3 protein-coding genes are annotated in these 3,697 nt (G+C 61.5%); all 3 read right to left on the bottom strand.

Annotated elements, in window-relative coordinates; genetic code table 11:
- Window positions 1–120: 120 nt before the first annotated feature.
- Genes SM191_RS06380 through SM191_RS06370 form a run of 3 tightly spaced genes read right to left on the bottom strand, consistent with a single transcriptional unit; the run spans window position 121 to window position 3,231 of the window.
- Complete coding sequence (locus tag SM191_RS06380; protein ID WP_341505436.1) at window positions 121–888, bottom strand: SapC family protein; 768 nt, start codon at window positions 886–888, stop codon at window positions 121–123.
- A 22-nt stretch (window positions 889–910) separates the two neighbouring features.
- Window positions 911–2,644: a ShlB/FhaC/HecB family hemolysin secretion/activation protein gene (locus SM191_RS06375; protein ID WP_341505435.1), complete on the bottom strand. Its 1,734-nt coding sequence runs from the start codon at window positions 2,642–2,644 to the stop codon at window positions 911–913.
- A 2-nt stretch (window positions 2,645–2,646) separates the two neighbouring features.
- Window positions 2,647–3,231, bottom strand: coding sequence for an invasion associated locus B family protein (locus tag SM191_RS06370; RefSeq protein WP_341505434.1), 585 nt, complete (start codon window positions 3,229–3,231; stop codon window positions 2,647–2,649).
- Between the last annotated feature and the right edge of the window lie 466 nt (window positions 3,232–3,697).

Here is a 3,697-nt window from a genome sequence, read left to right as displayed (position 1 = left end):
TTTTCTATCCAGTACAAAATACGCGACGGATCGCCTTCGCTTGGCGAGCATCTAGCTATCTTTTATGCAAGAACTTCGCCTAGTGCCGCCAAGCGGAAAGCTTTACTTCTTGCGATCGAACTAGTCGTTGAACTCGAACTGCTCGACGTCTTCCTTCGCGACGGCGTCGCGACGGGCGATCAGGACATCCCACTGCTTGAGCGACAGCAGGTGCGCGTCGACTGCGGTCACGACGCCCTGCCGCACCATTTCGGCCAGCTGCGCGTCGGGCAGCGCCCGCAGCTTCTCCTCGGACACGCCGTAATAGTCCGCGATCACTTCGCGCTGCTCGCCGTCACCGCTCAGGGCGAGCGTGTGCTTGACCTCCAGCAGGTCGGCCTCGATCAACTGCTCGACGAACTGTGCCGAGCGCTTCCGCTCCGCCTCGAACTCGTTCAGGAAGTTGATCGCGTTCTTGGTGAAGTCGGTCGGCTCGCCTTCCTCGAACAGGGGAGTCCCCTCCTCGCCCTCGACGAAACCGGGGGCTTCGCGGTCGATGCACACCACGAAATTGTCGGTGCCGGTGCCGGCCAGCGTGAAGGGATAGCGACGCAGATAGGCCGGGACATAGACCCCCGCCTCGAACCGACCGTCCTTCAGGAACAGGTTCTGCCCTTCCTTCAGGCCCAGGATCGCCATCGGCGTCTTTTCCGGGCCACCGAAGACGATCGGGAAATAGTGCATCGCCTGCACGAATTCGCCGACGAGCAACGGCACCGCGTTGACCGCACCGACCTTGGCCAGCGGCTGGCCATCGTCGACATATTTCAGTTCCGCATGATCCTGCGAATGAAGAGCCTCCGGTTTCGCATAGAGATACTGCGATCCGGCCAGTTCAATCGTGCTCATAATATCCACCTTCGCTTTGATTTCAGAAATTGACGGTCGTGCGTATCTGGGCACGCCATTCGCCGGCCTGCGTCCGCGCTCCGTCACGGATCGCCCAGGCCGAATTCAGGCCGAGCGACAGCCTGTCGCCCAGTCGATAGTCTCCACCGACGCCGCTCGATGCGATGGTCGCGCCCCGGTGCGTGAAGTTGTCGACGCCACGCCCCATGTCGAAGAAGAGATAGGGGGACAGCGTCCCCATGCTGCTCGGGAACGACACGGCGGGAAGACGCAATTCGTTGCGGAACACCGCGCCCCGATCGAACGCCCCCTCATCGGGGGTGTAGCCCCTGACGAGACCTTCGCCGCCCAAACCGAGCTGCGCGGGAAGCGGCAGGGCACTGCCGGCATATTGCACCGAGAGCTGGCCGACATAGGCCAGCCCCAGCGGCAACCGTTGCAGGCCGGCCACGTCGATCGTGGCATAGCCATAGCGGTCGTCGGGCGTGCGATTGTTGGTGAACGCCGCCAGCCGATTGCTCGCCCGCGAACCGGGATTGCCCGGGCTGACATGGAGGTTCGCCGTGGTGGAAAGGCTACCGTTTGCGCCCTGCCACGCCATCGACCAGCCGAGCAATATCTGCACGAGGTCGGCCGTCGCATCGAGCGCGACCTGCTTGCCGAACAGCACCACGCGATGCTGATGCTTGGTCTCGACGCCGACGACGACATCGCCGGATCCCGACGGCAATCCCAGGTTCGACAGGGCCGAGCGATAGGCGATAGCGGCTTCGGTCGTGCGCTGCCGAACCGAGAAATCCTTGTTGATCACCTGGTTCGTCAGCGCATCGCTGAACGTCAGCTCGACATTCTCGCGCGGTAATGTCGGAATATAGACCCGGCCGCCCTGCGCCCGATAACGCGGTTGCCTGGAGATAAATTCCGAATTGCGCCACCATGCATCGTCGCTGCCGGTGAACTGGTACGACGCATAAGCCCCTGGCAGCCCCGGCAGCTTGAAGAGCATCCCGACGAAGAAACGGTCGAGCCCGGTCGATTCCGCGCCCGTATTCGACCAGCCCGCATAAGCCCGCACCGGAGCCGGTGGCCGGGATATGAGGGTCAGATCGGTCTTGCCCGGCTTCGCGCTGGGCGCGAACTGGGCTGCGACCGGCGTGAAGGGATCGCGGTTCAACCATTCGATATCTTCACTCAAGTCCTGGCTGTTGACCGGACCGTCGATCTGCGCGCGGATGCGCCGCTTGACCGCCGCCGCAGACCGGGGCGAGAGACCCGTGACCTCGACGCTGCCGATCCGAAACTCCGTCACGCGGAGTTGCAGCACGCCGGTGGTGATCTCCTGCTCCGGCGCGCTCAGCGACACGAACGGACGCCCCTGCGCGCGCGACTGACGCGCGATCTCGGCCTGGATGCGGGCGATCAACTGCCGCGAAAGCGGCTGACCCAGAAACTTCCTGAGCGCCGCCGTGGCGGACGCCCGATCGACCGAGGGAACGTCCGAGATGAAAACCCCGTCAGGCAACGACGCCGTATCGCGCAGCGCTTCGCCCTGGTTCAGCAGCACCACCGCCCGCAGCGCCGGCCCGATCGGCGTGCTGTCGGCGTCCGCCGGAAGCGCATCCTGTATCTCGGCCTGGGGAGCCGGGGCCTTGGGCACGGGCGGAAGGTTCCGCTCGACGGCGGTCTGCGCCGACGCCTGTCCGCACCAGGACAAGGCCGTCCCGGCAAGCAGGAACTGGAAGATCAGTTTGGACATGGTCACCGCTTTTGACCCTTGGTCTTCGCGGGCTGGGCGGGTGTTGCGGGAGCCGTGACGGGCTGCTTGCGCGCCCACGCCTCATTCCGTTCGGTCATCGCCTTCATGGCATCCGCGAAGCCGTTCAACGACAGCGGCAGGACCAAGGCCTGGCCGGTCTTGTCAGCAACCGCGATCAGCCCCTTCTGCGCCTTGAAGAATGGTTCGAGATCGGCCCGGCTGACGACACGGTCGATATAGCACCCGTCCGCCTCGCAGCGGGTTATGCGATAGCCTGGGACATCCGTCTTGTCGTCGAGGCGAACCAGCGCCTCGGGCTGGACGAATACCCCGAGCGGAACCTGGTACTGCACACCGTAGCGATCGTCCTTGCCCGCATAAGCAAAGGAAAAGCGCAGAAGTTTGTCGCCATCATCCTTGCGCCGAACCGCCTGGACCACCTCACACGGGGGCAGCCCTTCGCGAACCGCACACACCAGCGACCAGTCACCGAAGCGATCCACCGTCGGCGCGGGGGCCGACGCGGCCGGAGCCGCGGCTTGAACCGGGGAGGCCATGAGGAGGGCTGCCATCAATAGGTTGCTCATTTTTTGAATCTCTCAGCCTCATTCTGCAAATATTCTTCTTTGCAGACGCAAATCCATGCGACGCAAACACCAATTCAAGGCACTGAATTTCCCGGTTTAATCTTGGATCAGCGCCATCAGAAATTGAACAAGCATCATCCTCAACCACCCGATTAACGAGATTTGCGGTCTATTAACCGCCCAGACCGCCGTCACCGAATCAATCGACCGGCTATTTGACGGGATAATGCTTCCCTTATGGCAAATAAAGGTAAAGCTTGAGTAAATTTTTACACGTTATAGTTAATTTCAATAAATTTAAGCAGTTAAGATGCAAGACAACCACATCCGAGCCACTATTATGACCGGATTAACGTTATAAAAAACTGGAAGTATATGGATTTTTTAGGCTATTCTTCTAGCCATCTTGCGAAGGATCGCATCGTAAATTTCAGCTCGCTCGACTCTCGCAGCTCGAAATGGAGAC

This window comes from Sphingomonas sp. 2378 (genome assembly GCF_038084995.1).
Classification (GTDB): domain Bacteria; phylum Pseudomonadota; class Alphaproteobacteria; order Sphingomonadales; family Sphingomonadaceae; genus Sphingomonas.
Note: the sequence above shows the minus strand (reverse complement) of the source record. Positions and strands in the feature narration are given on the sequence as shown.